This is a genomic window from Pseudomonas rhizosphaerae, from assembly GCF_000761155.1.
GTDB lineage: Bacteria > Pseudomonadota > Gammaproteobacteria > Pseudomonadales > Pseudomonadaceae > Aquipseudomonas > Aquipseudomonas rhizosphaerae.
The window spans coordinates 3,217,130-3,242,662 of record NZ_CP009533.1 but is presented as its reverse complement, the minus strand read 5'-3'; the positions used below and the strand labels follow the sequence as shown (position 1 = coordinate 3,242,662).

Below are 25,533 nucleotides of genomic sequence, written 5' to 3'. Positions count from 1 at the left end.
TCCGGCACTAATTTCAGTACCAAACTTTGTCCGAACCCCCGTTTGAGTTAGGATCGCACCCCGAAATGGTGCGCCCAGGCCGGGTCGTGCCCGAAGTTGGCTAGGGGAATTGGTGATGAACAAGTATCTGTCGATGCTGCTGCTCGGCGTCATGGCCATGGCGGCCGTGGGTTCGGCGCAAGCGGGCGCTATCGATGAAGCGGTCAAGCGCGGCACGTTGCGCGTGGGCATGGACCCGACCTACATGCCGTTCGAGATGACCAACAAGCGCGGCGAAATCATCGGTTTCGAGGTCGACCTGCTCAAGGCCATGGCCAAGTCCATGGGCGTCAAGCTGGAACTGGTATCGACCAGCCTGGATGGCATCATCCCGGCGCTGATGACCGACAAGTTCGACATGATCGGCAGCGGCCTGACCCTGACCCAGGAACGCAACCTGCGCATCAACTTCAGCGATCCGTTCATCGTCGTCGGCCAGACCCTGCTGATTCGCAAGGAACTGGCCGACAAGGTCAAGACCTACAAGGACCTGAACTCGGAAGACTACCGCATCACCTCCAAAGTCGGCACCACCGGTGAGTTCGTGGCGCGCAAGCTGATCGCCAAGGCGCAATACCACGGCTACGACAACGAGCCCGAAGCGGTCCTCGACGTGGTCAACGGCAAGGCCGATGCGTTCATCTACGATTCGCCCTACAACGTGGTCGCCGTGGACAAGGTCGGCAACGGCAAGCTGGTCTACCTCGACCAGCCCTTCACCTACGAACCGCTGGCGTTCGGCTTGAAGAAGGGCGACTACGACAGCCTCAATTTCATCAACAACTTCCTGCGCCAGGCCCGTGAAGACGGCAGCTACGATCGCATCCACAAGAAGTGGTTCGTGAACAAGAACTGGCTCGACGAAATGCAGTGACTGCGCCTCTGGCCAGACGCTCCCTGACGCGCGGGCTTGCCTCGCGCGGCGGTTTTCTAGCGGATTGAACCCCCTGTGATCAAACACCACAAAGCCCAATGGCCCTGGCACGGGCTGACCGCGCTGGTCCTCATCGGCCTGGCTTTCAGCTTGTACGCCGCGACCTCGCGTATCTCTTACGAGTGGCACTGGAATCGGGTGCCGCAATACTTCGTCTATCAGGCCGAACAACCGCAGCGCGCCGAGGGTTACGGCAGCGTCGAGCAGATCACTGGGCAGGGCGGGCAGACGCGAGTCACCCTGCGCGACGAAGACGGCGGCGAGCAGGTGTTACGGGTGGACGCCGGCAGTGTCGTGCTTCAGGAGGGCGATGACGTCTCCGAAGGCGACCAGATCGGCGTGACCCGGCACTGGACGGCCGGACCGATCGCCTGGGGCCTGTGGACGACCCTGTGGCTGTCACTGGTGTCTGGCGTATTCGGGCTGCTGCTGGGCCTAGTCACCGGGCTGTGCCGGCTGTCGAGCAACCCCACCTTGCGCCATCTGTCGACGGTGTATGTGGAACTGGTACGCGGCACGCCACTGCTGGTGCAGATCTTCATCTTCTATTTCTTCATCGGTACCGTACTCAATCTCTCGCGCGAATTCGCCGGGGTGGCGGCGCTGGCGCTGTTCACCGGTGCCTACGTCGCCGAGATCGTGCGCTCGGGCGTGCAGTCCATCGCCAAGGGCCAGGGCGAGGCGGCCCGTTCGCTGGGCCTGGATGCCGGCCAGTCGATGCGCCACGTGATCCTGCCGCAAGCGTTCAAGCGGGTATTGCCACCGCTGGCGGGGCAGTTCATCAGCCTGGTCAAGGACACGTCGCTGGTCTCGGTGATTGCCATCACCGAGCTGACCAAGAGTGGCCGCGAGGCTATCACTACGTCGTTCTCGACGTTCGAGATCTGGTTCTGCGTGGCTGCCCTGTACCTGGTCATCAACCTGCCGCTGTCGTATTTCGCCAGCCGGCTCGAGCGGAGGCTTGCGCAAAGTGATTGAAGTACGCGACCTGTTGAAGGTGTTCAATACCCGCGGTCAGGTAGTGCGCGCGGTGGATCAGGTCAGCACCCAAGTGGCCAAGGGCGAGGTGCTGGTGGTCCTGGGCCCTTCGGGCTCGGGCAAGTCGACGTTTCTGCGCTGCCTCAATGGCCTGGAGGCATTCGATCAGGGCTCGGTGAGCATCGACGGCCTGCGCCTCGACGACCCCAAGACCAACATCAATGCCTATCGGCGCGAAGTCGGGATGGTGTTCCAGCACTTCAACCTGTTTCCGCACATGACCGTGCTGGAAAACCTCTGCCTGGCGCAGAAGGTGGTACGCAAGCGCGGCAAGGCCGAGCGCGAGGCCAAGGCCCGTGCGCTGTTGGCCAAGGTCGGCATCGGCGAGAAAGCCGACGCGTTTCCGTCACGGCTGTCCGGCGGCCAGCAGCAGCGCGTGGCCATTGCCCGGGCGTTGTGCATGGACCCCAAGGTGATGCTGTTCGACGAGCCGACTTCGGCACTCGACCCGGAGATGGTCGGTGAGGTGCTGGAAGTGATGAAGACCTTGGCCGAGGAGGGCATGACCATGGTGTGCGTCACCCATGAAATGGGTTTCGCCCGTGAAGTGGCGGACCGGGTGCTGTTCTTCGACCACGGTCGGTTGCTGGAAGACGCACCCCCGGCCGAGTTCTTCGACGCACCCAAGGACCCCCGGGCACAGGCGTTCTTGCGGCAGGTGTTGTAGCCCAGGTTCCTGCGCCGATCCGCAGACCGCTTTCGCGGGCAGAGACCCGCTCCCACAGGAGTCTTGGAACTGTGGGAGCGGGGCGGGCGGCGAGCCCTCTGCCCGCGAAGAGGCCCGCAGCCCACCACCCAACCTCAAACCTTGAACTGTCCCACCAAACCCTGCAGGTGTGTCCCCAGCCGCGCCAGCTCGATGCTCGAGGCGGCCGTCTCCTCGCTCGCCGCCGACGTCTGCTCGGAAACGTCGCGCACATTCAGCACGCTGCGGTTGATCTCCTCGGCCACCACGCTCTGCTGCTCCGCCGCTGCCGCGATCTGCTGATTCATCGCCTGGATCGCCGACACCGTGCGGGTGATATTGCTCAACGACTCACCGGCGCGTCGAGCCAGTTGCACACTGCTGTCGGTCATCTCGCGGCTGCTGTCCAGCGCGCTGGACACTTGGTGAGTGCCGGTTTGCAGTGAGGCGATCAGCGACTGGATCTCTTCGGTCGACTGCTGGGTACGCTGGGCCAGGCTGCGCACTTCGTCGGCCACCACGGCGAACCCGCGACCTGCCTCGCCGGCACGCGCCGCCTCGATTGCCGCGTTGAGGGCCAGCAGGTTGGTTTGCTGGGCGACGGAGGTGATCACATCGAGCACCCCGCCGATCTTGCTGCTTTCCTGCTTCAGCTGATTCATGGCTTCGCTGGAGTGCAGCACTTCGGCCGCCAGGCGTTCGATCTGGCCCACAGCCTGGCTGACCACGCGATCGCCTTCGCGCGCCTGCTGGTCCGCGGCCACAGCGGCCTCCGACGCCTCTTCGGCATTGCGCGCCACTTCCTGCACGGTGGCGGCCATTTCATTCATGGCGGTGGCCACTTGATCGGTTTCGACCTTCTGCGCATTGACCCCGGCACTGGTCTGCTCGGTGACCGCAGACAGTTCTTCGGCTGCGCTGGCCAATTGCGTCACGCCTTCACTGATGCCGCCCACCAGTTCACGCAGGTTCAGGGTCATGCGCTGCAATGCCAGCTGAACCTGACCCAGTTCGTCACCCCGGGTGATGGCGGGCGACTGCCTCAGGTCACCGGACGCCACGCGTTCGACGCTGGCCAGGGTCTGGCGCAGGGGGCCGACGATCTGCGTGGTAATGGCCCATGCAGCGGCAATGCCGAGCAAGAGCGCCAATGCTGCTGCAATGGCCAGCCAGGCTTTAGCCTGGGCCGTGTCGGCATCGCGCCTGGCGGTTTGCGAATCGCCCAGTCGGTCGCTGAGCTCAAGCAGCGTGGTCCCCAGCGCTGTCATCTTGTCGATGCCCTGAAGCGTGGCCTGCTGGTTTTCGCTGAACTGTGCGACCGCAGCGCGGTAGGCACGCAAGGCATCACCCGCCTGCTGCAGCCGTGCGGTGAATTCGCTGGATACGCTGGTACCTGAAGCGGCGACCGAAGCGATCGCCTGATCGATGGCCGCCAGGGCCGGCTGGCGCGCTTCGTCCTTGGCGCTGTAGGTGTAGCCGCGCACCTGGAAGCGTGCCTGCTGGATCAGCCGGCTAGTTTCCACCAGCATGCTGTAGGCCGAAAGCTCGCCCTGATTGAGCAACGCGGCTTGCACCTGGTTGACCTCGGCCACGGCCCGGTCGGCGGTGCTGCCCAGTTGGCTGCGCGCCGCCTCGCGACCCTGGATCGCGACCAGCGACGCTGCGAATTCCCGGCGATAGGCTTGCGTAGCGGCTATTTCCTGCTCGACGAGGGCAATGTCTTCGGGCTGCACCAAGGCGTGCTTGGCAGCCACCAGCTCGGTGTCGAGTTGGTCGAGCAAGCGCGTGACGTTTTCAGCGCCGGAAGCGCCTTTCTGTAGTTCGAAAGATTGGGCGGCGATGCGCAGATCACGCATGCGGTCATCGAGGATGGAAATGCTGGTGATCTTGTCGGCGCGCTCGATCAGGCTGGACAAGCCGAACCAGCCGGTGGCGGCGATCAAGAGCGTAAGCAGTAGCACCACACCGAAACCGATCCCCAGTTTCAGATTGACGCTCAGATTGCCCAAGTGACGGGCAAAGGTATTGGACATGGTGAAACTCCCTTTCAGACCGACAGCGTGATTGTCGGCAATTCAGGGCTATCGGCGCGCAGAAGCGAAACTCGATAGTGGCAACTCAATGAAATAGGGCTCTCGGTGTCACCTCGAGCCACGGAGGCGTCAGAACAATCGCGCCAGCAGCACAGCGACAGCGGTCTCCACCCGCAGGATCCGCTCGCCCAACTGGACGGGCTGCAAGCCAGCCTGTTTAAGCAGGTCGATCTCGTAGGGAATCCAGCCACCTTCCGGTCCGATGGCCAGCGTGACCGGCTCGTCGAGTTGGCGCGGGCAGGGCGGGTAGTCGCCCGGATGCCCGACCAGGCCCAGGGTGTCGGCACACAGCGCCGGTAGCCGATCCTCGACGAAAGGCTTGAAGCGCTTTTCGATCACCACCTCGGGAAGCTGCGTGTCGCGGGCCTGTTCCAGACCCAACACGAGCTGCTCGCGAATGGCCGCAGGCTCCAGGAACGGGGTCTGCCAGAAACTCTTCTCGACCCGGTAGCTGTTCACCAGCACCACCTTGGCCACACCCATGGTGGCAATGGTCTGGAACACCCGACGCAGCATCTTCGGCCTTGGCAGCGCCAGGATCAGAGTCAGCGGCAGCTTGGCCGGCGGTGCCTGGTCGAGCACTACGTCCAGCTCGGCCTCATGGCCTTCCAGACGCACCACCTCGGCACGGCCCATCAGGCCATCGAGCTTGCCCACCCGCAGGCTGTCGCCCAGTTCGACGCGGTGCACGGCCTGCATGTGGGTGAAGCGCCGATCACGTAGCACCACCTTGTCCGGCGCGATGAAATCGGCCGTTTCGAGCAGCAGCAGGTTCATGCCTGGGTCGCGGGCGGCTGGTCGTTGCGATCGTCGTCCTCGGCCGGCTCGTCACTGCGCTTGCGGATCAGTGCCCCGAACAGAATGCCGATTTCGAACAGCAACCACATCGGCACGGCCAGCAGCGTCTGCGAGAAGATATCCGGTGGGGTCAGAATCATGCCGACCACGAAGCAGCCGATGATCACGTAGGGGCGAATCTTGCGCAGGTACTTGACGTCGACGACGCCGATCCATACCAGCAGCACCACTGCCACGGGAATCTCGAACGCCACGCCGAAGGCGAAGAACAGCGTCATGACGAAATCCAGGTAGCTGGCGATGTCGGTGGCCATGGTCACGCCCACGGGCGTGGCACTGGCGAAGAACTTGAAGACCAGCGGAAAGACCAGGAAATAGGCGAACGCCATCCCGGCATAGAACAGGAAGATGCTCGACACCAGCAGCGGTATGGCGATGCGCTTCTCATGCTTGTACAGGCCCGGCGCGATGAACCCCCAGACCTGGTGCAGGATGATCGGCACGGCCAGGAACAGCGAGACCATCATGGTCAGCTTGAACGGCGTCAGGAAAGGCGAGGCCACGTCGGTGGCGATCATCGTCGCGCCTTCGGGAAGGTACTCGCGCAGCGGCGCCGACACCAGGGTGTAGATCTGTTGGGCAAAGGAAAACAGCCCGGCGAAGACCAGAAAGATCACGGCAACGCAGCGCAGCAGACGCGTACGCAGTTCGGTCAGGTGCGAGACCAGCGGCATGGGCTGGTCGTTATCCGGAATTTCGCTCATGGGGCCCGCGGTGGCTGTGTAGGTTCGGTGGAAGAAAGGGGTACGGCGACAGCCTCGGCGCTGTTGGTATCACGCTCGACCGTGCCGGCCGGTTGTGTGGCGGTGGCCACGCTGGTCGGCGTGACGGCGGCGCTGACGGCATCGCGATCGAGCACGGGCTGCGCCTGAGCGCCGGGCGGGATCGGGTCGGCCAGCGGCGCAGGCGGCTCGCTGGGACGCGCAGCCCGCTGCGGGTCGAGTATCTTGCGCGCCTGTTCCTCCAGCGACAGCACGTGCTCGTTGTGCAATTGGCGCCGAATCTCGTCGGCGCCTATCTCGCGTTCGACTTCGGTCTTGATCGCATTGAAGCTGCGTTTCAGGCGGCCAATCCACAGCCCTGCGGTTCGCGCGGCACCGGGCAGCCGTTCAGGGCCCAGCACCAACAGGGCGATGAGGCCCACGAGCATGAGTTCGCTGAAGCTGATACCGAACATTGATCAGTCTTTCCTGATGGGTTCTTCGACTTTCTGATGCTGGCCGTCGAGGGTGTGCGGCGGTGTCAGCGGCGAGCTGGCCTGCGGGTGCACCGGTTGGGTGGGCTGTTCGGCCGCCGGTTTGTCATCGTCGTTCATGGCCTTGCGAAAGCCCTTGATCGACTCGCCGACGTCAGTGCCCAGGTTCTTGAGTTTCTTGGTGCCGAAGACCAATACCACGACGATCAGGATGACGACCCAGTGTTTCCAATCAAACAGACCCATGATTCAACTCCTCCAAAAAGACATTTCAGGCTGACGGCAGGCGAGCGGCTTTCTCATCATGACCGGACAGGCCGAAGCGGCGGTCCAGTTCATCGAGTACAGCCTGTGGGTGTTGGCCGAGTTGTGCAAGCATGACCAGGCTATGGAACCACAGATCGGCGGTTTCGTAGATGACATCGCTGCAGTCGCCGGTGTGTACGGCGTCCTTGGCGGCAATGATGGTCTCGATCGATTCCTCGCCGAGCTTTTCCAGAATCTTGTTCAGGCCCTTGGCGTACAGGCTGGCGACATAGGAGCTGTCGGCGCTGGCGCCCTTGCGTTCTTCGAGTACCGCGGCGACGCGGTCCAGGGTGTCATTCATGGCCATGGCCTGTGTGATAGATGGCGTCGGGGTCCTTCAATACCGGGTCGACGACAGTCCATCGACCGTTCTCGAAGACCCGATAGAAGCAGCTTTGGCGACCGGTATGGCAGGCGATGTCACCGATCTGTTCGACGCTAAGCACGACCACGTCGGCGTCGCAGTCCAGGCGCAGTTCGTGCAGCTTCTGCACGTGGCCCGATTCTTCGCCCTTGCGCCACAGCTTGCCACGGGAGCGTGACCAGTAGATGGCGCGGTTTTCGGCCGCAGTCAGCGCCAGCGCTTCGCGATTCATCCAGGCCATCATGAGGATGCGCCCGGTCTTGTGATCCTGGGCAATCGCCGGCACCAGGCCGTCGCGGTCCCATTTGATCTCGTCCAGCCAGTCTTTCATGTGCGACTCCGACAACAGAGAGGGCTAGTGTGCCAGCCGATGGCGCGACTGGCTATCGGCGCACGACCAGGTAGAAGCCCGATCCCAGCATCAACCAGGCCGGCCATGCCTGGACGCTGTCCAGGGCAATGCCGGAGACGGCCGTGACCGTTCCGCCCACCAGCAAGACACCGCCGACCAGCCGCAGGCCCCAGCGATCACGGCGTTGCTCCCAAGGCGGTGGTGGATCCTTGCGATGGGGCTGAGACATCCGTTCGAGTAGATCACGGGTCATATTGGCCAGATGAGGCAACTGCTCGACCTGCGATTGAACATTCTGAAACAAAGATTTCGGGCTGACCCGCTCGCGCATCCAGCGTTCGAGGAACGGCTGGGCGGTGCTCCACAGGTCCAGGTCCGGATACAGCTGGCGGCCCAGGCCTTCGATATTGAGCAAGGTCTTTTGCAGCAGCACCAGTTGCGGCTGCACTTCCATGTTGAAGCGCCGCGCAGTCTGGAACAGGCGCATCAGCACCTGGCCGAAGGAAATGTCCTTGAGCGGCTTCTCGAAGATCGGCTCGCACACGGTACGGATCGCCGCTTCGAATTCGTTGAGCTTGGTTTCCGCCGGCACCCAGCCCGAATCGATGTGCAACTGCGCCACGCGGCGGTAGTCGCGCTTGAAAAAGGCGAACAGGTTGCGCGCCAGGTAATCCTGGTCTTCGGGAGTCAGGCTGCCGACGATGCCGCAGTCGATGGCGATGTAGCGCGGGCTCCAAGGCGCCACGGTGCTGACGAAGATGTTGCCCGGGTGCATGTCGGCGTGGAAGAAGCTGTCGCGAAACACCTGGGTGAAGAAAATCTCGACACCGCGCTCGGCCAGCAGCTTCATGTCGGTGCGCTGGTCGGCCAGGGCGGCCATGTCGGTGACCTGCACGCCGTAGATGCGCTCCATGACCAGCACTTTGGGTCGGCACCAGTCCCAGTACACCTGCGGCACGTAGAGCAGATCCGAGTCTTCGAAGTTGCGCCGCAGTTGGCTGGAGTTGGCCGCCTCGCGTAGCAGGTCGAGTTCGTCGTAGATGGTCCGCTCGTAGTCGGCGACCACGTCCACCGGGTGCAGCAGGCGGGCGTCGGCCGATAGCCGCTCTGCCTGGCGGGCCAGCAGAAAGAGCCAGGCCAGATCCTGGCCAATGACTGACTTCAGCCCGGGCCGGATGACCTTGACCACCACCTCTTCGCCGGTCTTGAGCCGTGCCGCGTGGACCTGGGCCACCGAAGCCGAAGCCAGCGGTTCGACGTCGAAGCGGCTGAAGACGTCGCTGATCTTCGCGCCCAGTTGCTGTTCGATGAGCGCCATGGCCTGCTTGGGATCGAACGGCGGCACCCGGTCCTGCAGCAGCATCAGCTCATCGGCGATGTCTTCGGGCAGCAGGTCGCGACGGGTCGAAAGAATCTGCCCGAACTTGATGAAGATCGGCCCCAGGTCCTGCAGCGCCAGGCGCAGGCGCGCACCGCGATTGAGTTCCTGACGGCTGCGCGGCAGCCAGCGCCACGGCATGGCGAAACGGGTGATCTTCAGCCACCAGGGCAGTGGCAGGGCGAACATCAGGTCATCGAGGCGGTAGCGAATCACGACGCGCTGGATGCGCAACAAACGGCGGACGGCAAGCAGCTTCATGCGTTATCGCTGGAGTTGTGGGATCGGGCAAGGCGCTCAATACGCGCCTCGAGGCGTTCGACATCGACTTTCAAAGCATCCAGCTCATTGAAACGGGCCTGGGCTTCCTGCTCGCCCACCAGGGTACGCGCTTCCTCTGCCAGGTACTCGCCTAGATTCTGGGTCGCCGTGGCCAGGCCTTCGCGGGTCCAGCCGGTGCGGCTGCGCAGGTGTCCGGCCAGCAACGAGGTCGGCACCGGGCCAAGCCAGCGTGAGACTTCGTATTCCCAGTCCAGTTCAAGGTCCTGCAGCACCTTGACCAGCTCCAGCAAGGCACCGCTGTCGCCGTCCAGGTCGACCTGCGGGCTGTGCAGCACGGCGGTCTTGTTCCTGCTCAGCGCCAGCTGCACCAGGCTTGTAGCCGGTGCGCGCAACGTGCAGTCGGGCGGGGTGGCCCATTGCTGGGCCAGCATCAGGCCATTGGCACTGGGCAGAACGTACAGGGTAAAGGAGGGCTGGCGGCTCTGGATGGCGATCACCTTGCCATGCAAGTGTGCCAGACGCGGCAGCGCCGTGGCGTCCAGGCGCAGCACACGGTTAAGGCCGTGTTCGACACTGGCGATCAGGCCACCGAGCAACATCAGGGCTTGATCCCGCGGTGCAGCGCGACGATGCCGCTGGTCATGTTGTGGTAGGTGACGCGGTCGAAACCGGCCTGCACCATCATGGCCTTGAGGGTTTCCTGATCGGGGTGCATGCGGATCGACTCGGCGAGGTAACGGTAACTTTCCGAATCGTTGGTGATCAGCTTGCCAGCCAGCGGCATGAACGCGAACGAATAGGCGTCGTAGACCTTGGACATCAGCTTGTTGGTGGGCTTGGAGAACTCCAGCACCAGCAGGCGACCGCCCGGCTTGAGCACCCGCAGCATGGAAGCGATGGCCGCTTCCTTGTGCGTGACGTTGCGCAGGCCGAAGGCGATGGTCACGCAATCGAAGTGATTGTCGGGGAACGGCAGCTTTTCGGCGTCGGCCTGGACGAACTCGATATTACCCGCAACGCCACGGTCGAGCAGGCGGTCGCGACCGACCTTGAGCATGGAGGCATTGATGTCGGCCAGTACGACCTGACCAGTCGGCCCGACCAGATCGGAGAACTTGCGTGCCAGATCGCCCGTGCCGCCAGCGATGTCCAACACCCGGTTACCCACGCGCACGCCGGACAGCTCGATGGTGAAGCGCTTCCACAACCGGTGCATGCCGCCGGACAGTACGTCGTTCATCAAGTCGTACTTGGCCGCTACCGAGTGGAACACCTCGGCGACCTTTTCGGCCTTCTGGCTTTCCGGTACGTGCTTGTAGCCGAAGTGAGTGGTGGGTTCGGCATCGCCGCCTTTGCGCTGATCATTCATATCGCTGTCACCAGGAAAAATTACGCACCATTCTAAGCCGCACAAGGGCGCTTTGTCTTGGCGCGATGGATTGCCAGGGCATCCGCGTTAAACTGTGCACCATTGAACCCATTACCCGGAGTCCCCGATGACCCAGATCAACGTCGAACGCAAACACAATCTGGGCCGCGATGCGGCTCGGCAGAAGGCTGAAGTGGTGGTGCAGAAGCTGATCGACCGCTATGACGTGCAGGCCACCTGGCAGGGCGATACGGTGGCGGTCAAGCGCAGCGGCGCGCAGGGAACCGTGCAGATCGACGACGAAGCGATTCGAATCGACCTGAAGCTGGGCATGATGCTGGCGATGATGAGCGGTACGATCCAGAGCGAGATCGAAAAGGCGTTGGACAAGGCGCTGGCGGCCTAGAGCATCAACCTCACCACGGATTCGGCAGGGTCGCGGGATTTTCCAGCGGCGCGCAACTGTTCCAGGTAGTCGGCCCAGAGCTGCTCCTGGCGCAACGCCAACTGGTACAGGTAGTCCCAGGTGAACAGGCCACTGTCATGGCCGTCGTCGAAAGTCAGCTTCAGGGCGTACTGGCCAACCGGCTCCACTTTGGTCAGGCCGACACTTAGCTTGCCCACTTGCAGGATTGGCTTGCCGTGGCCCTGGACCTCGGCGGACGGCGAGTGCACGCGCAGGAATTCGGCGGGAAGATGGAAGACCTCGCCGGGGCCATACGTCAGGCTCAAGGTCTTGGAGGCCTTGTGCAGGTTGATGGCGCTTGGGATTCTGGTCATGGTCGTTCTCGCAGGCGCGTTTGCAGAGTGTCAGGCAGACCGCGGTGACGGTTTCGCGGCCACTGGCCGCTCCCACAGTTGACCGCACCCAACTGTGGCAGCAATCAATAGCTGGGAGCGATCAGCGGCCGCGAAGGCCGCACCGCGCAAGACAGGCCGTATTACAGAATGTAGCGCGACAGGTCTTCGTTCTGCGCCAACTCGCCCAGATGGCTGTTCACATACTCGGCATCGATCTGGATAGGCGCTTCGCTGTGCGCGGCAGCCATGTCACCGGCGCTGAACGAGACTTCCTCCAGCAACCGCTCCAGCAGCGTGTGCAGGCGACGGGCACCGATGTTCTCGGTCTTTTCGTTGACCTGCCAGGCGATCTCGGCCAAGCGCTTGATGCCTTCGGGCACGAACTCGATGTTCAAGCCTTCGGTCTTCAGCAGCTCGCGATACTGTTCGGTCAGCGACGCATGAGGCTCGCTCAGGATGCGCTCGAAATCCTGCGGGCTCAATGCCTTGAGTTCGACGCGAATCGGCAGGCGACCCTGCAACTCGGGCACCAGGTCGCTCGGCTTGCTCAGGTGGAAGGCGCCCGAAGCGATGAACAGGATGTGGTCGGTCTTGACCATGCCCAGCTTGGTGTTGACCGTGCAGCCTTCGATCAACGGCAGCAGGTCGCGCTGCACGCCTTCACGGGACACGTCGGCGCCGCCCACGTTGCCGCGCTTGGCCACCTTGTCGATTTCGTCGATGAAGACGATACCGTGCTGCTCGACCGCTTCCAGCGCCTTGGCCTTGAGCTCTTCTTCGTTGACCAGGCGACCGGCCTCTTCGTCGCGGACCATTTTCAGCGCGTCCTTGACCTTGAGCTTGCGGCTTTTCTTCTTGCCCTTGCCCATGTTGGCGAACAGGCTCTGCAGCTGGTTGGTCATTTCTTCCATGCCGGGAGGCGCGGAGATGTCCACACCGCCCATCTGCTCGGCCACTTCGATCTCGATTTCCTTGTCGTCCAGCTGACCTTCGCGCAGGCGCTTGCGGAACAGCTGGCGGGTGTTCGAATCGTTGCTCACCGGCTCTTCGTTGAAACCTGCACGGGCGGCAGGCAGCAGCGCGTCGAGAATACGCTCTTCGGCTGCGTCTTCGGCACGATGGCGGACCTTGACCATTTCCTGCTCGCGCAGCAGCTTGATGGCGGCATCGGCCAGGTCGCGGATGATCGATTCGACATCGCGGCCCACGTAACCGACTTCGGTGAACTTGGTCGCTTCGACCTTGATGAACGGCGCATTGGCGAGCTTGGCCAGGCGGCGGGCGATTTCGGTCTTGCCGACGCCGGTCGGGCCGATCATCAGGATGTTCTTGGGCGTCACTTCGACGCGCAGCTCTTCAGGCAGCTGCATGCGCCGCCAGCGGTTGCGCAGGGCAATGGCAACGGCGCGCTTGGCATCGTCCTGGCCGATGATATGGCGATTGAGTTCGTGGACGATTTCGCGGGGGGTCATGGACATGGTGTGTTCCGGACTCGAAGGTTCAGTGCGCGTTGTCTTCTGTGAAGATCATCCCTGGTGGGCGCGGCGACTGATCACTCGGCGAGATCCTGCTCCTCGATGGTCATGTTGTGGTTGGTGAACACGCAGATGTCGCCAGCGATGCCCAGGGCGGTCTCGACGATTTCACGGGCGCCCAGCTCGGTCTTCTTCAGCAGTGCGCTGGCAGCGGCTTGCGCGAAGGCGCCGCCGGAGCCCATGGCGATCAGCCCATCTTCGGGTTCGACCACGTCACCGTTGCCGGTGATGATCAAGGACGCATCCTTGTTGGCCACCGCCAGCATCGCCTCCAGGCGGCTGAGCGAGCGGTCGGTACGCCACTCCTTGGCCAGCTCCACGGCGGCACGGACCAGATGGCCCTGGTGTTTCTCGAGTTGGCCTTCGAAGCGTTCGAAGAGGGTGAAGGCGTCGGCAGTGGCACCGGCGAAACCGGCGATCACCTGGCCGTGGTACAGGCGCCGGACTTTCTTGGCATTGCCTTTCATCACGGTATTGCCGAGGGAAACCTGGCCGTCGCCGCCCATGACGACTTTGCCATGACGGCGGACTGAAACGATGGTGGTCAAGGGGAGAGTCTCCACGCAGCGGGGCGAAAATGCCCTGATGGAAACGAATATGGGGGTGGGTGAGGAGATTTCAACCTTTGCGGGTTGTGGGGCGAAGCAGGGACAGGGTGTGGGCTGTCAGGAAATTTGCTTGAGGCCCTTCGCGGCCGATGACCGCTCCCACAGGGTCCGCTCTCACAGGTGCGCGCAGTCTCTGTGGGAGCGGTCATCGGCCGCGAAAGCCGCCCTGCGGCTTACTGCCGAATCTGCCTCTGCTGCAACAGCAGGTTACTAAATCCACTGCCCGCCAACTGCTTCTGCGCCACGGTCAATTGCTCGCGGTTGCTGAACGGACCCACCAGCACCCGGTACCAGGTGTCTTCCTTGACCGTCCCGGACTCGACGTTCACCGACTGCCCTAGCAGGATGATCTGCGCCCGCACACGGTCGGCGTCCGCCTGCTTGCGGAACGAACCGGCTTGCAGGTAGAACTGGGTGGTCGCCGCTGGCTTGATCACCGGCGGTGCCGGCGGCGGAGTCGCGCCACTGAGCGCCGCCTGGGCGCGTGCGGTATCGATCTTGGCCGCTTCGGCCGGGGTCACGGGAGCCTGGGCCGGAATTGGCGGGGTCTTCTCGGGCACCGCTTCAGGCGGAACGATGACCTCGGATTCCGGCAACAGGGTATAGAAATCGTACTTGGGCTTGACCGGTGCCTGGGGGCTGGGCGGCGTCTTGTTCGCCTCGGCGATCTTCTCTGCCTTCAATTGCTCGGCCCTGACGCGCTTGACGTCGCCGTTGCCCGGCTCAAGCTTCATCAGGAACACCACGAAGGCACCGACGCTGAGGCCGATCGCCAGCCACAGCCAGCCCGGTATGGGCTTCTTCGCAGGCGCGGAATTGCGGCTGGCGCCGCGTTTGGGTGCGGGTTTTTTCTTGGCAGCCAACTTACATACGCTCCAGTGTTTCCAGGCCCAACAGAGCCAATCCTTGCTTGAGGGTGCGGCCGGTCAGCGCCGCCAGGCGCAGGCGGCTTTGTTGCTGAGCGGGGGTTTCGGCCGCCAGAATCGGGCAGTTCTCGTAGAAGCTGGAAAACAGCCCGGCCACATCGTACAGGTAAGTGCACAGCACATGGGGCGTGCCTTTCTCGCTCACGGTGTTCAGCACTTCGGCGAACTGCGCCAGTTTGGCGGCCAGCTCCTTCTCGTGCTCGGCTTCCAGCACGATCTGCCCTTCGACGTCTGCAAAGTCCTTGCCCAGCTTGCGGAACACCCCGGCCACGCGGGTGTAGGCGTAGAGCAGGTACGGCGCGGTATTGCCTTCGAAGTTGAGCATCAGGTCGAAGTTGAAGCTGTAGTCGCTGGTGCGATGCTTGGACAGGTCGGCATATTTCACCGCACCGATCCCCACGGCCTTGGCGATCACCCGCAGGTCGGCCTCGGCGGTCTCGGGATTCTTTTCCTTGACCAGGGTGTAGGCGCGCTGCTCGGCTTCGTCGAGCAGGTCGACCAGCTTCACGGTGCCACCGTCACGGGTCTTGAACGGGCGGCCATCGGCGCCGTTCATGGTGCCGAAACCCATGTGCTCGGGCTGCATGCCGTTGCTGATGAAACCGGCGCGGCGCGCCACCTCGAACACCTGCTGGAAGTGCAGGGCCTGGCGCTGGTCGACGAAGTACAGCGCGCGGTCGGCCTTGAGCACATTGCTGCGATAGCGCAGGGCGGCCAGGTCGGTGGTGGCATACAGGTAACCGCCACCGGCCTTCTGTACGATCACCGGCAGCGGCGTGCCTTCGGCAGTCTTGAATTCTTCGAGGAACACGCACTGCGCGCCGTTGCTTTCCACCAGCAGGCCCTTGGCGCGCAGGTCGGCGACCACGTTGGCCAGGTCGTCGTTGTAGGCGCTTTCGCCCATGACGTCGGCCGGTGTCAGCTTGACGTTCAAGCGCTCGTAGGTGCTCTGGCAGTGCGACAGAGAGATTTCGTTGAAACGCTTCCACAGCGCCAGGCATTCGGCGTCGCCCGCCTGTAGCTTGACCACCAGGGCGCGTGCGCGCTCGGCGAACTCCTCGGATTCATCGAAGCGCTGCTTGGCTGCGCGATAGAAATTTTCCAGGTCGGAGAGTTCGTCGCTGGTAGCAGGCTTTTCCTGCAGGTAGGCCAGCAGCATGCCGAACTGCGTACCCCAGTCACCGACATGGTTCTGGCGGATCACCGTGTCGCCGAGGAACTCCAGCACATTGGCGACGCCATCGCCGATGATCGTCGAGCGCAGGTGGCCCACGTGCATTTCCTTGGCCAGGTTGGGTGCCGACAGATCGACCACCACACGCTGTGCAGGGCCGGCCTTGCGCACGCCGATGTGGGCGTCGGCCAGGGCAGCATCCAGGCGCGCGGCCAGGGCGGCACTGTTCTGGAAGAAGTTGAGGAAGCCGGGACCGGCGATCTCCACCTTGCTCACGCCCTCATCGGCCGGTAGCGCGGCAATCAGCTTTTCCGCCAGGTCGCGTGGCTTCATGCCGGCAGGCTTGGCCAGCATCATGGCGATGTTGCTGGCAAAATCGCCGTTCTTCTTGTCGCGCGAGTTTTCCACCTGAATTGCCGGCGTCAGACCTTCTGGCAGCACACCTTCGGCGACGAGGTGGGTCAGGGCTTGTTGAATCAGCTGGCGAATGGTGTCTTTCATGGGGTTCTCGGTCGACCGCGGATACGGCGGTGCTGGATGCGCGGGTGGAAAAACTGGGCATTATCCGGTTGTTGGCAGGGGTTGCCAACCCGCAAATCCCCCCCTGCAAGCCACCACCCCTGTAGCGGCGGCGCAAGCCGCGTCAGCAAACGCCGCCGATTGGCGCCCCAGGTGCGCCCATCTCAATACAAATCCACTGGGTCCACATCCAGCGACCAGCGTACCTGTCGCCCGCTGGGCAGTTGTTCCAGTTGCAGCATCCAGGCATTGAGCAGGCGGTGCAGCGGTGCGCGCAACGTCGCCTGCACCAGCAGTTGCGCCCGGTAGCGTCCGGCGCGGCGCTCCATGGGCGCAGGCACCGGCCCCAGCAGTTCGAGGCCGCCCAGTGCAAGCTGCGCCACCAAGGCTTCGGCGGCGGCGCAGGCTTCATCCAGAAAGGCTTCGGCCTGGCCCGGCTTGTGGGCCTCGGCGCGCAACAGCGCCAGGTGCGCGAACGGCGGCAGGCCGGCGGCGCGACGTTCGGCCAGGGCCTGCTCGGCGAAGGCGAAATATCCCTGCTCGGTCAGTTGCACCAGCAGCGGATGGTCGGCCAGGTGCGTCTGGATGATCACCTTGCCCGGTTCTTCCGCGCGCCCGGCGCGGCCGGCCACCTGAACGATCAATTGCGCCATGCGCTCGCTGGCACGGAAGTCGCCGGAGAACAGCCCACCGTCGGCATCGAGGATCGACACCAGGGTGACTCGTGGAAAGTGGTGCCCCTTGGCCAGCATCTGGGTGCCGATCAGGATGCACGGATGGCCCTTCTGGATGGTCGCGAACAGCTGGGTCATGGCGTCCTTGCGCGAGGTGCTGTCGCGGTCGACGCGCAGTACCGGGTAGTCGGGAAACAGAATCGCCAGGCGTTCCTCGGCGCGCTCGGTGCCCGCGCCCACCGGCCGCAGGTCCACCGTGCCGCACTTGGGGCACTGGCGCGGCACGCGCTCGACATGCCCGCAGTGATGGCAGCGCAATTCGCCCGAGCGCTGGTGAACGGTCGTGCGCGCATCGCAGCGCGGGCATTCGGACAACCAGCCGCAGTCGTGGCACAGCAGTGTGGGTGCGAAGCCGCGGCGGTTGAGAAACACCAGCACCTGTTGGCCGTTGGCCAGGGTCTGGCCTATGGCCTGCTGCATCGGGCCGCTGATGCCGCTGTCCAGGGGGCGGCTCTTCACGTCCAGGCGCAGGAACTTGGGTTGCTGGGCGCCACCGGCGCGGTGATCGATGCGCAACAGGCCGTAGCGCCCGGTGTGGGCGTTGTGCAGGCTTTCCAGGGACGGCGTGGCCGAGCCCAGGACGATGGGAATGTCTTCCTGGCTGGCGCGCACCAGGGCCAGGTCGCGTGCGTGGTAGCGCAGGCCTTCCTGCTGTTTATAGGAGCCGTCGTGTTCTTCGTCGATGATGATCAGCCCGGGGTTCTTCATGGGCGTGAACAGCGCCGAGCGGGTACCGATGATAATGTCGGCCTCGCCATCGCGGGCGGCCAGCCAGGCGTCCAGGCGATCACGATCGTTGACCGCCGAGTGCACCAGCGCAATACGCGCATTGAAGCGCTGCTCGAAGCGCGCCAGGGTCTGCGGCCCCAGGTTGATTTCCGGGATCAATACCAGGGCCTGCTTGCCGGCCTCCAGGCATTCGTGAATCAGTTGCAGGTACACCTCGGTCTTGCCGCTGCCGGTCACCCCCGCAAGGAGAAACGGCTGGAAGCCACCCAGGCTGGCGCGGATCGCCTCGAAGGCGGCGCGTTGCTCTTCGTTGAGTGGTAGTTCCGGTTGCGCCAGCCAGTGTTCCGCGCGTGGGCCGGGGCCGTGGCGGCGCACTTCGACGCTGACCAGTTGCTTGGCCAGCAGCAGGTCGAGGCTGTCCTTGTTCAACTGCAGCTTGCTCAACAGCTGATGCGCCACGCCATGGGGATGCTGGGCCAGGGTCTTGAGGGCGTCGCGCTGCTTGGGTGCGCGGGCGATGCGCGGGTCGTCCAGGCGCGCATCGGCAGCGGCGTGCCAGAAGCGTTCCTGGCGGGCCTCGGCCGGCTCCCCCTGGCGCAGCAGCACCGGCAGTGCCCAGCTCAGGGTGTCGCCCAGGCCGTGCTGATAGTACTGCGAGGTCCACAGGCACAGCTTGAACAGCGCAGGCGGCAGCGGGCTGACCGGATCGAGCAGGGCAATGGCCGGCTTGAGCTTGTCGGCCGGCACCTCGCTGTGGCTGACCACCTCGACCAGTATACCGATCATCTCCCGCCGCCCGAACGGCACCCGCAGGCGCATGCCTGGGGTGAACACGGTCTGTGCCGTGTGGGCCGGCGCCTTGTAGTCGAACAGGCGTCGCAGCGGCGAGGGCAGGGCGAGGCGCAGGATGACGTCGGGCACGCGGGAGTTCTCTTGAGTTGAAGCGACTGCAATCGTGGAGGCGGCCACCGGCTACACTGCCTCCTACCGTATTGCCGTGGGAGCGGTCATCGGCCGCGAAAGACGCACCCCGCAGTTTCGATGGTGCCGAGCCAGGCCTTCGCGGCCGATGACCGCTCCCACAAGGCTCGATGGTCGCTCGCACGGCATTCGAGGTGCGCAGACTAGCAGACGACGGTCGGTGCAAGCGACAACTTGCGTGTTCGGCCGATTCTGTTAATATACGCGGCCTAATTACGTGCGGTACTCGACAATGGTGTCGGGTGGCGGCACGCAGCCTGAGGAAGTCATCATGAAAGCCGATATCCATCCAGTATACGAAGCCATCGACGCTACCTGCAGCTGCGGTAACGTCATCAAGACCCGTTCGACTCTGGCCAAGCCACTGAGCCTCGACGTCTGCTCCGAATGCCACCCGTTCTACACTGGCAAGCAGAAGACCCTGGACGTTGGCGGTCGTGTTGACCGTTTCAAGCAGCGTTTCGGCGGCTTCGGCGCCAAGAAAGCTTGATTGGTTTGCTCTCGCTGTTGAAGAAGGCGCCCCGTGTGGGCGCCTTTTTTGTGGGTGTCTTTTGGCTAGGGATTGCACAGGCCCAGGTCTACTGTCCGGCGCCCGGCGGGCTGGACACCGCCCAGGTGCGGCAGGTCATCGATGGCGATACCCTGCGCCTGCAGGATGGTCGCAGTGTTCGAATGATCGGCATCAACGCGCCGGAGATCGGTCGTCAGGGGCGGGACGACGAGCCCTACGCGGTGGCTGCACGCCGCCGCTTGCAGGCGCTGGTCGACGACAGTGATGGCCTGGTTGGCCTGCAACTGGGCCGCGAGAGCAAGGATCGCTACCAGCGCACCCTGGCCCATGTCTATGGCCGCGGCGGGGTGAACTTCGAAGCGCAGTTGCTGACCGACGGCTTGGCCTTGCAGGTCGCGGTGGCGCCCAACGTCGAGCAGGTCGCCTGCCAGCAACTGGCTGAACGCGCCGCTCGAAAGGCTGGCCTGGGGCTGTGGCGCCAGTCGCCGGCCATCGCTGCCGCGCAGGTGGAACGGGCCGGCTTTGCCCTGCTGGGTGGTCGCGTCAGCAAGGTCGAGCGCAATCGCGCCGGGGCTTGGATCGAGCTGGACGACTCGGTGGTCCTGCACGTAGCGCCCAAGGTATTCGAGCAGTTCCCGGAAGGCTGGCTCGATAGCCTCGAAGGTCGGCAAGTCGAAGCGCGCGGCTGGGTGCTGGACCGCAGCCGTCGCGGCAAGCAAAGCGCAGGGCAGTTGCGCTGGATGCTGCCGGTCAGCGACCCGGCCATGGTGCAGATGCGGCCCTGAGCCTGTTGGCGATCTCTGTACACATGCCGGCCCGCAGGCCTTTCACGGGCCTGTGCATACCCGCCGAAAGTCGTATGCCAGGGGCCTTGACGCATGTGACTGGGTAGTCTTGTCGGGTGTAGGCATCTTGCGTATCCTCGCGGGTCTCGTCAGACCAACAGTAAAAGCGGAACGCCCCCATGTCAGATTTGAAAACTGCCGCTCTCGAGTACCATGCCCATCCACGCCCAGGCAAACTGAGCGTCGAACTCACCAAGCCCACTGCCACCGCTCGTGATCTGTCGCTGGCCTACAGCCCTGGCGTGGCCGAGCCCGTTCGCGAAATCGGTCGCGATCCCGAGCTGGCCTACAAGTACACCGGCAAGGGCAACCTGGTAGCGGTCATCTCCGACGGCACCGCCATCCTGGGCCTGGGCAACCTCGGCCCACTGGCTTCCAAGCCGGTCATGGAAGGCAAGGGCGTTCTGTTCAAGCGTTTCGCCGGCATCGACGTCTTCGACATCGAAGTGGACTCTGAAAGCCCGCAGGCCTTCATCGACACCGTCAAGCGCATCTCGATCACCTTCGGTGGCATCAACCTGGAAGACATCAAGGCGCCCGAGTGCTTCGAGATCGAACGCGCCCTGATCGAGCAGTGCGACATTCCCGTGTTCCACGATGACCAGCACGGTACCGCCATCGTCACCGCGGCCGGCATGATCAACGCCCTGGAAATCGCTGGCAAGACCTTGGAAGACGCCAAGATCGTCTGCCTCGGCGCTGGCGCTGCGGCCATCTCCTGCATGAAGTTGCTGGTGAGCATGGGCGCGCGCATCGAAAACATCTTCATGATCGACCGCACCGGCGTGATCCACGCCGGCCGTGACGACCTGAACCAGTACAAGGCGGTCTTCGCCCACACCACCGACAAGCGCACCCTGGCCGATGCCTTGCAGGGCGCCGACGTGTTCGTCGGTCTGTCGGGTCCGAACCTGCTGAGCGCCGAAGGCCTGAAGTCGATGGCGGCCAATCCGATCGTGTTCGCCTGCTCCAACCCCGATCCGGAAATCTCCCCGGAACTGGCGCACGCCACCCGTGACGACGTGATCATGGCCACCGGCCGTTCCGACTACCCGAACCAGGTCAACAACGTCCTGGGCTTCCCATTCATCTTCCGTGGTGCCCTGGACGTTCGCGCCAAGCGCATCAACGAAGAGATGAAGATCGCCGCTGCCAACGCCCTGCGCGAGCTGGCCAAGCTGCCGGTCCCTCAGGAAGTCTGCGATGCCTACGGCGGCATCTCCCTGGAATTCGGCCGCGAGTACATCATTCCCAAGCCAATGGACCCACGCCTGATCACCCTGATCTCCGACGCCGTGGCCAAGGCCGCGATCGAGACCGGCGTCGCTACCCTGCCGTACCCCAAGCACTACCCGCTCCAGAGCGTGGATGACGTTTTCAACGGTTGATCCCTTGAGCGCCGCATGAAAAAAGCCCCGACTCGTGAGAGTCGGGTTTTTTTTCGATCGTCTATCGGCACATGGCGACAGGAGGTCCACGCTTTACGTCAGTTCCAAAATCTTCCTGTATCCCAGCCAGGTCGGAACCCCATCACCGACATGTCCAATCCGGCTTTTGCCATGGCGGCGGGAGCGCTGAGCAGGACACTCTTGAATCGTTGCTTCCAGTCCGACTCTGGATCGATCACTGCCAGAAGTGCTACCAAGGGCACGGCCCGCGCTGCGACCCGGCCTCGATCGGTATGGTCTGGAAACTCCGCCCTTAGCGATTTCGCGACGCCTGGTGCGTTGACCAAATTGTTCTTGTTCCAGAGGCGGGAGTGATGAGCGCAGACATTTCGTAGCAAGTTGATACTTCTGAACCAGGTGACCAATATCTTCTCGTCGAAGCCGAAGGCTTTGGCGATGGCTTTTCGGTAGGGTAGAAGCAGGCTTGCGTACAGATAAGACAATGGCCCGAATGTCGTTGCTTCCAGGACGACCCAAATGGGTGGGTAGGGACGCGAGTCATAGGTATCGAGGTAGTGCTCGACAGCTTGATGTTTGCACGTGGTGGGGCCGGTCGCCGCACGCATGAACGACGCATGCGCCTGCGTGTTGATGAAGTGTGCCGAATCCAGGTAGAAATGAGGGCCCGCCACCGGATCAAGCGCTAGCGTATTGATGATTGCAGCTCTCATTGCCACTTCTATGCGCTCAACCGCGTCCAGACAGATAAGCCTGAGCTGTCTGTCAAAATCATAAAGCGCCAGAATGTCATCGAACTCGACGCCTGAGAAAAACAACCTGTCTCGGTTGCTCTGAAGTGGCCGCATATAGATGAGTAATCGATAGTAGCCAATCAGTTTTAGGGCGTGCAGAGCCCTTTCTGGTTGAGGGACGGCCAAGCCTTTGGCCTCAAGATGTGCGAGTAGATCGAGGGGCGCTTTAGCGTGCTTGGTATAGGCTATCTGTGGGGCCATCGGAGCATCCTGCTCACTTTCTTGCAGACAAAAAGAAACCCCCTGGTGCGCAGTTCAGGCCAAGGCCCGCCCGAGGCGTGGAGGTTGTGGTTGGCTTCGATGCTACTCATGCGGCTGGTATGCGTCAATCCGATGCAGCCAGTAACGTGGATGCATTTGCATCAGGCTATGTCGACAACGCCTGGACCAGGCAGGCCAACCCTGAAGCCGGTGTAAACCAGATTAGGGATTGGCCGTTGCGACCATAGGGCCGGTTTGATCAGAACAGATCGATCGGCGCCGATTCGTCGGCTGGGAGCGGGCTGCCCGGTGCGCTGCCGCCGCCGAATTCGCTGTTGGAGGGCGGTGTGTCTTCGCTCTTGAACAGTTCGAAGTAGGCGCCCGGCGTGCCCGGGGCAGCCGCGCGGCCGCTGAGCGGGTCTACGCGCAGGCTGAGGATGCCTTCTGGCTCGGGCTGTACGTGAGCGGGCTTGTCCTTTAGCGCGGCGGCCATGTAGGTCATCCAGATCGGCAGCGAAACGGTACCGCCGAACTCGTGCCGGCCCAGGGTTTCAGGCTGGTCGAAGCCGGACCACACGGTGGTGATGTAGTCGGCGTTGTAGCCCGAGAACCAGGCATCCTTGGAGTCGTTGGTGGTCCCTGTCTTGCCGGCCAGATCGGTTCGGCCCAGGGCCATCGCGCGGCGCCCGGTGCCTTTCTTGATCACATCCTCGAGCATGCTGGTAAGGATGAACGCGGTGCGCCCGTCGATGACTCGCTCGGCAATCGCCGGCGCCGGTGGCGCGCCTGGCGTCAGGGTGGCGTCGACGCCGATCGGTGCCGCTTCCGGCGCAGGCGTGCCCGGCGCGGTCTGCGGCGACGCGGCAGCGACTTCGTCGGCCGGTACGGTCGGCGGATTGGCGCGGAACAGGGTTTCACCATTGCGGCTGTCGATCCGCTCGATCAGGTACGGCGAGACCTTGTAGCCGCCGTTGGCGAACACACTCCAGCCAGTGGCGATTTCCATCGGCGTCAGCGTTGCGGTGCCCAGCGCCAGCGACAGGTTGCGCGGCAGGTCCTGCTTGTTGAAGCCGAACTTGCTGATGTAATCGATGGTGCTGTCCACGCCCAGGCTCTGCAGGACCCGGATCGATACCAGGTTGCGCGACTTGTACAACGCTTCGCGCAGGCGAATGGGGCCCAGGAAGGTGTTGGTGTCGTTTTTTGGTCGCCAGACCTTGTCCACCGACTCGTCGACGAACACGATCGGCGCATCGTTGACCAGCGTGGCAGGCGTATAGCCCTTGTCCAGTGCAGCGCTGTAGATGAACGGCTTGAAGCTCGAACCTGGCTGACGCTTGGCCTGCATGGCGCGGTTGTAGTTGCTCTGCTCGAACGAGAAGCCACCGACCAAGGCGCGAATGGCGCCGGTGCGCGGGTCCAGCGACACCAGAGCGCTCTGCACGGTCGGCACCTGGCTGAACTTCAAGGTGTCATCGGCTTGACGCTGCACACGGATCAGATCACCCACCTGCGCGACGTCTGACGGCTGCGCGGGCATTCGCCCGACACTGTTGGTGTTCATGAACGGGCGAGCCCATTTCATGCTGTCCCAGGCAATCGATGCCTGCTTGTCGTCACGGGTCAGCACGGTGATGCCGGTCTTGTCGACCTTGGTCACGATGGCAGGCTCCAGGCCATTGAGCGGACGCTGGCGGGTCAGCTCCTGCGCCCACTCGCGTGGCGTCTTGCCAGGCAGGCGTGCTTCGGGTCCACGATAACCGTGGCGCTGATCGTAGGCGATCAGACCGGCACTGATGGCGTGGTTGGCGTCTTCCTGCAGGTTGCTGGGCACCGTGGTGGTGACGTTGAAGCCCTGGGTATAGGCCTCGCTGCCGTAGCGGCCGACCATTTCGGCGCGGGCCATTTCGGCGATCCACGGCGCGCTGACTTCCGGCGTGGGCACGTGATAGCTGGCGTTGAGCGGCTCGCCGATGGCAGCGTTGTAGCTGGCTTCGTCGATTTTGCCCAGGCGGAACATGCGCCCCAGGATCCAGTCGCGACGCTCTTTACTACGTACCGGATTGGCCAATGGGTTGAAGCGCGACGGCGCCTTGGGCAGGCCGGCGATCATCGCCATCTGCGCCAGGCTCACGTCACGGATCGACTTGCCGTAGTACACCTGTGCTGCGGCCTCGATGCCGTAGGCCCGGTTGCCCAGGTAGATCTTGTTCACATACAGCTCGAGAATCTCGTCCTTGGTAAGTTGGCGCTCGATTTGCAAGGCAAGAAGGATTTCAGTGATTTTGCGGGAAAAACTGCGTTCGGACGTCAAGAAATAGTTCTTGGCGACCTGCATGGTGATGGTACTGCCGCCGGTCTGGATATGACCGCTGCGCACCAGCTGCGAGGCGGCGCGCATGAGGCTACTGGGGTCGACGCCGTAATGGTTCTCGAAATTGTCGTCCTCGGCGGACAACAGGGCTTGGATGAAATGTGGCGGAATCTCGGCGAATTTGATCGGCGAGCGGCGCATCTCGCCGAACTCGGCAATCAGTTTTCCGTCGCTGCTGAAGACCCGCAGGGGAATCTGCAGCTCTACGCTGCGCAGGGCGTCGACAGACGGCAGGCTGGGGCTAAGATACAGAAATGCCCCGCTGAGCACGAGCAACAGCCCGCAGACCACGGCGAGGAAAGACCACCAGAAAAACTTCAGCAGGCGTATCAAGGCTTTTGGATTTCCAGATAAAAGAATGGGTTAAGCGCAGCACGCAGTACGTGGAAAAAACGCTGGGCATTATAAGCATTTTTCGACCCGGGGCGTCATTTGCGCTTCTGTCAAGACTGCTATTAAATGCCTCGTACGACAAAGGGTCCGTAAGTCGCGGATAGTAATA

25 protein-coding genes and 1 pseudogene are annotated in these 25,533 nt (G+C 63.2%); 7 read left to right on the top strand and 19 right to left on the bottom strand.

The window, feature by feature from the left end:
- The first annotated feature begins 115 nt into the window (after positions 1–115).
- From LT40_RS14360 to LT40_RS14350, 3 genes are all read left to right on the top strand, one after another.
- Complete coding sequence (locus LT40_RS14360; RefSeq protein WP_043191414.1) at positions 116–913, top strand: transporter substrate-binding domain-containing protein; 798 nt, start codon at positions 116–118, stop codon at positions 911–913.
- A gap of 75 nt (positions 914–988) precedes the next feature.
- Entirely contained in the window at positions 989–1,951 is a 963-nt protein-coding gene (locus tag LT40_RS14355) for an amino acid ABC transporter permease (RefSeq protein WP_043191411.1), read from the top strand.
- Positions 1,944–2,678 carry an amino acid ABC transporter ATP-binding protein gene (locus tag LT40_RS14350; RefSeq protein ID WP_043193705.1) on the top strand — a complete coding sequence of 245 codons (735 nt, stop codon included), beginning with the start codon at positions 1,944–1,946 and terminating at the stop codon, positions 2,676–2,678. Before LT40_RS14355 ends, LT40_RS14350 begins: the two co-directional genes overlap by 8 nt.
- A gap of 134 nt (positions 2,679–2,812) precedes the next feature.
- Here the strand turns inward: LT40_RS14350 and LT40_RS22070 are convergent, their stop codons facing one another.
- The 11 genes and pseudogenes from LT40_RS22070 to ubiE all read right to left on the bottom strand — a co-directional run bounded on the left by LT40_RS22070 (position 2,813) and on the right by ubiE (position 10,893).
- Entirely contained in the window at positions 2,813–3,526 is a 714-nt protein-coding gene (locus LT40_RS22070) for a methyl-accepting chemotaxis protein (protein WP_410904602.1), read from the bottom strand.
- 141 nt (positions 3,527–3,667) lie between these two features.
- Positions 3,668–4,729, bottom strand: a pseudogene (locus tag LT40_RS22065) (methyl-accepting chemotaxis protein); the annotation flags it as partial.
- 129 nt (positions 4,730–4,858) lie between these two features.
- Positions 4,859–5,566, bottom strand: coding sequence for a 16S rRNA (uracil(1498)-N(3))-methyltransferase (locus tag LT40_RS14340; protein ID WP_043191405.1), 708 nt, complete (start codon positions 5,564–5,566; stop codon positions 4,859–4,861).
- Complete coding sequence (tatC, locus tag LT40_RS14335) at positions 5,563–6,351, bottom strand: twin-arginine translocase subunit TatC (protein ID WP_043191402.1); 789 nt, start codon at positions 6,349–6,351, stop codon at positions 5,563–5,565. The genes LT40_RS14340 and tatC overlap by 4 nt, the downstream gene beginning before the upstream one ends.
- Complete coding sequence (gene tatB, locus LT40_RS14330; protein ID WP_043191400.1) at positions 6,348–6,824, bottom strand: Sec-independent protein translocase protein TatB; 477 nt, start codon at positions 6,822–6,824, stop codon at positions 6,348–6,350. The genes tatC and tatB overlap by 4 nt, the downstream gene beginning before the upstream one ends.
- A gap of 3 nt (positions 6,825–6,827) precedes the next feature.
- Positions 6,828–7,088, bottom strand: coding sequence for a twin-arginine translocase TatA/TatE family subunit (locus tag LT40_RS14325; RefSeq protein ID WP_043191397.1), 261 nt, complete (start codon positions 7,086–7,088; stop codon positions 6,828–6,830).
- Positions 7,089–7,113: 25 nt separating this feature from the next.
- The gene (locus tag LT40_RS14320) at positions 7,114–7,449 is read right to left on the bottom strand and encodes a phosphoribosyl-ATP diphosphatase (protein ID WP_043193703.1); all 336 of its coding nucleotides are present in this window, start codon (positions 7,447–7,449) and stop codon (positions 7,114–7,116) included.
- Positions 7,442–7,843, bottom strand: a complete 402-nt coding sequence (hisI, locus tag LT40_RS14315; protein WP_043191394.1) for a phosphoribosyl-AMP cyclohydrolase — start codon at positions 7,841–7,843, stop codon at positions 7,442–7,444. Before hisI ends, LT40_RS14320 begins: the two co-directional genes overlap by 8 nt.
- 52 nt (positions 7,844–7,895) lie before the next feature.
- On the bottom strand, positions 7,896–9,503 hold the full coding sequence (gene ubiB, locus LT40_RS14310; protein ID WP_043191391.1) for a ubiquinone biosynthesis regulatory protein kinase UbiB: 1,608 nt from the start codon (positions 9,501–9,503) through the stop codon (positions 7,896–7,898).
- Positions 9,500–10,123 (bottom strand): ubiquinone biosynthesis accessory factor UbiJ, encoded by a 624-nt coding sequence (locus tag LT40_RS14305; RefSeq protein ID WP_043191387.1) that lies wholly within the window; start codon positions 10,121–10,123, stop codon positions 9,500–9,502. Before LT40_RS14305 ends, ubiB begins: the two co-directional genes overlap by 4 nt.
- The gene (gene ubiE, locus LT40_RS14300) at positions 10,123–10,893 is read right to left on the bottom strand and encodes a bifunctional demethylmenaquinone methyltransferase/2-methoxy-6-polyprenyl-1,4-benzoquinol methylase UbiE (protein ID WP_043191385.1); all 771 of its coding nucleotides are present in this window, start codon (positions 10,891–10,893) and stop codon (positions 10,123–10,125) included. The genes LT40_RS14305 and ubiE overlap by 1 nt, the downstream gene beginning before the upstream one ends.
- Before the next feature lie 127 nt (positions 10,894–11,020).
- Between ubiE and LT40_RS14295 the strand changes: the two genes are divergently transcribed.
- The gene (locus LT40_RS14295; protein WP_043191383.1) at positions 11,021–11,299 is read left to right on the top strand and encodes a polyhydroxyalkanoic acid system family protein; all 279 of its coding nucleotides are present in this window, start codon (positions 11,021–11,023) and stop codon (positions 11,297–11,299) included.
- On the opposite strand, the gene LT40_RS14290 is transcribed toward LT40_RS14295, so the two are convergent.
- From LT40_RS14290 to LT40_RS14265, 6 genes are all read right to left on the bottom strand, one after another.
- Positions 11,296–11,673, bottom strand: a complete 378-nt coding sequence (locus tag LT40_RS14290; protein WP_043191382.1) for a gamma-butyrobetaine hydroxylase family protein — start codon at positions 11,671–11,673, stop codon at positions 11,296–11,298. The genes LT40_RS14295 and LT40_RS14290 overlap by 4 nt on opposite strands.
- 161 nt (positions 11,674–11,834) lie before the next feature.
- A complete protein-coding gene (gene hslU, locus LT40_RS14285; RefSeq protein ID WP_043191381.1) occupies positions 11,835–13,172 on the bottom strand; it encodes an ATP-dependent protease ATPase subunit HslU in 1,338 nt (445 codons plus the stop codon).
- 74 nt (positions 13,173–13,246) lie between these two features.
- Positions 13,247–13,777: an ATP-dependent protease subunit HslV gene (gene hslV / locus LT40_RS14280; protein WP_043191380.1), complete on the bottom strand. Its 531-nt coding sequence runs from the start codon at positions 13,775–13,777 to the stop codon at positions 13,247–13,249.
- 233 nt (positions 13,778–14,010) lie between these two features.
- Positions 14,011–14,700, bottom strand: coding sequence for an SPOR domain-containing protein (locus LT40_RS14275; RefSeq protein WP_043191379.1), 690 nt, complete (start codon positions 14,698–14,700; stop codon positions 14,011–14,013).
- A 1-nt stretch (position 14,701) separates the two neighbouring features.
- The gene (argS, locus tag LT40_RS14270) at positions 14,702–16,438 is read right to left on the bottom strand and encodes an arginine--tRNA ligase (protein WP_043191377.1); all 1,737 of its coding nucleotides are present in this window, start codon (positions 16,436–16,438) and stop codon (positions 14,702–14,704) included.
- Between the two features lie 182 nt (positions 16,439–16,620).
- Positions 16,621–18,840, bottom strand: a complete 2,220-nt coding sequence (locus LT40_RS14265; protein WP_043191373.1) for a primosomal protein N' — start codon at positions 18,838–18,840, stop codon at positions 16,621–16,623.
- 331 nt (positions 18,841–19,171) lie between these two features.
- Between LT40_RS14265 and rpmE the strand changes: the two genes are divergently transcribed.
- The 3 genes from rpmE (at position 19,172) to LT40_RS14250 (ending at position 21,644) form a co-directional block, all read left to right on the top strand.
- A complete protein-coding gene (rpmE, locus tag LT40_RS14260; RefSeq protein ID WP_043193699.1) occupies positions 19,172–19,390 on the top strand; it encodes a 50S ribosomal protein L31 in 219 nt (72 codons plus the stop codon).
- Positions 19,390–20,196: a thermonuclease family protein gene (locus LT40_RS14255; RefSeq protein ID WP_043193696.1), complete on the top strand. Its 807-nt coding sequence runs from the start codon at positions 19,390–19,392 to the stop codon at positions 20,194–20,196. The genes rpmE and LT40_RS14255 overlap by 1 nt, the downstream gene beginning before the upstream one ends.
- 179 nt (positions 20,197–20,375) lie before the next feature.
- Positions 20,376–21,644, top strand: a complete 1,269-nt coding sequence (locus LT40_RS14250) for a malic enzyme-like NAD(P)-binding protein (protein ID WP_043191370.1) — start codon at positions 20,376–20,378, stop codon at positions 21,642–21,644.
- Positions 21,645–21,742: 98 nt separating this feature from the next.
- Here LT40_RS14250 and LT40_RS14245 read toward each other — a convergent pair whose 3' ends face one another.
- Positions 21,743–22,657, bottom strand: a complete 915-nt coding sequence (locus LT40_RS14245) for an Abi family protein (protein ID WP_043191366.1) — start codon at positions 22,655–22,657, stop codon at positions 21,743–21,745.
- Between the two features lie 259 nt (positions 22,658–22,916).
- Complete coding sequence (locus LT40_RS14240; protein WP_043191357.1) at positions 22,917–25,364, bottom strand: penicillin-binding protein 1A; 2,448 nt, start codon at positions 25,362–25,364, stop codon at positions 22,917–22,919.
- Positions 25,365–25,533: the final 169 nt, after the last annotated feature.

Bases quoted from the DNA above. Each gene is read 5' to 3' on its own strand.
- LT40_RS14360 (WP_043191414.1), top strand. From the start codon at position 116: ATGAACAAGTATCTGTCGATGCTGCTGCTCGGCGTCATGGCCATGGCG.
- LT40_RS22070 (WP_410904602.1), bottom strand. From the start codon at position 3,526: ATGAATGAAATGGCCGCCACCGTGCAGGAAGTGGCGCGCAATGCCGAA.
- LT40_RS14340 (WP_043191405.1), bottom strand. From the start codon at position 5,566: ATGAACCTGCTGCTGCTCGAAACGGCCGATTTCATCGCGCCGGACAAG.
- tatC (WP_043191402.1), bottom strand. From the start codon at position 6,351: ATGAGCGAAATTCCGGATAACGACCAGCCCATGCCGCTGGTCTCGCAC.
- tatB (WP_043191400.1), bottom strand. From the start codon at position 6,824: ATGTTCGGTATCAGCTTCAGCGAACTCATGCTCGTGGGCCTCATCGCC.
- LT40_RS14325 (WP_043191397.1), bottom strand. From the start codon at position 7,088: ATGGGTCTGTTTGATTGGAAACACTGGGTCGTCATCCTGATCGTCGTG.
- LT40_RS14320 (WP_043193703.1), bottom strand. From the start codon at position 7,449: ATGAATGACACCCTGGACCGCGTCGCCGCGGTACTCGAAGAACGCAAG.
- hisI (WP_043191394.1), bottom strand. From the start codon at position 7,843: ATGAAAGACTGGCTGGACGAGATCAAATGGGACCGCGACGGCCTGGTG.
- ubiB (WP_043191391.1), bottom strand. From the start codon at position 9,503: ATGAAGCTGCTTGCCGTCCGCCGTTTGTTGCGCATCCAGCGCGTCGTG.
- LT40_RS14305 (WP_043191387.1), bottom strand. From the start codon at position 10,123: ATGTTGCTCGGTGGCCTGATCGCCAGTGTCGAACACGGCCTTAACCGT.
- ubiE (WP_043191385.1), bottom strand. From the start codon at position 10,893: ATGAATGATCAGCGCAAAGGCGGCGATGCCGAACCCACCACTCACTTC.
- LT40_RS14295 (WP_043191383.1), top strand. From the start codon at position 11,021: ATGACCCAGATCAACGTCGAACGCAAACACAATCTGGGCCGCGATGCG.
- LT40_RS14290 (WP_043191382.1), bottom strand. From the start codon at position 11,673: ATGACCAGAATCCCAAGCGCCATCAACCTGCACAAGGCCTCCAAGACC.
- hslU (WP_043191381.1), bottom strand. From the start codon at position 13,172: ATGTCCATGACCCCCCGCGAAATCGTCCACGAACTCAATCGCCATATC.
- argS (WP_043191377.1), bottom strand. From the start codon at position 16,438: ATGAAAGACACCATTCGCCAGCTGATTCAACAAGCCCTGACCCACCTC.
- rpmE (WP_043193699.1), top strand. From the start codon at position 19,172: ATGAAAGCCGATATCCATCCAGTATACGAAGCCATCGACGCTACCTGC.
- LT40_RS14250 (WP_043191370.1), top strand. From the start codon at position 20,376: ATGTCAGATTTGAAAACTGCCGCTCTCGAGTACCATGCCCATCCACGC.
- LT40_RS14245 (WP_043191366.1), bottom strand. From the start codon at position 22,657: ATGGCCCCACAGATAGCCTATACCAAGCACGCTAAAGCGCCCCTCGAT.